Source organism: Mangrovihabitans endophyticus (assembly GCF_014646155.1).
Taxonomy (GTDB): Bacteria; Actinomycetota; Actinomycetes; order Mycobacteriales; family Micromonosporaceae; genus Actinoplanes; species Actinoplanes endophyticus.
The window spans coordinates 1-566 of the sequence record NZ_BMMX01000175.1; the positions used below are offsets into that span (position 1 = coordinate 1).

Below are 566 nucleotides of genomic sequence, written 5' to 3' on the forward strand. Positions count from 1 at the left end.
CTAAACCGCCGGTATTGATGTATTGGTTAGACTGAAAAATCGCAAAAAATTCCTCTAAAACCGCCGCGCCGATTTGCTTGTCTGTGCCGTTTAATTGCACGATTTGTTTAGAAATCTCTGTAATGGAGTCAATGTCTAAATGCCTTAAAATCTCGCCTGTGGCGTCTTCGCCCACTTGAATGAGTAAAATAGCGATTTTTTCACTCATGGAGAGTTCGTCTAATTGGGCCTTTTGTTTGGGGGTAAGCTTGGTTGCCATTTTTAACCTTTTATCTTTTTAGCCTTTTGTGCTGTCTGAAGAGATTTCATCTTTGATTAGGAGCTTAAAGAGCATTGCGATTTCATCAGGGCGCTCTTTAAGGGTCCCTCTAATCTTTTCTAAGACAATTTCATATCTTACTTCTTCTTCGCTAAAGGTTGCATTAAGCCCTAATTGATCTTCTACTTTTTTTCTCAAATCGCCCAGTTTATTCAATTCATCTTCTTCTTCATCCATTTCTTCAAACATGGATTTCACTTCCTTATCTTCATCAGGCACCACTTCTAGCATGCGTTCGCTGAAAGGC

2 protein-coding genes are annotated in these 566 nt (G+C 39.6%); both read right to left on the minus strand.

Translation table 11 applies throughout. The features are described from left to right. On the minus strand, positions 1 to 259 hold a 259-nt coding region (locus IEY73_RS34785), incomplete at its 3' end, for a hypothetical protein (RefSeq protein ID WP_229716453.1). A gap of 18 nt (positions 260 to 277) precedes the next feature. Next, positions 278 to 566: hypothetical protein (locus IEY73_RS34790; protein WP_229716454.1), on the minus strand; the 289-nt coding region annotated here is incomplete at its 5' end.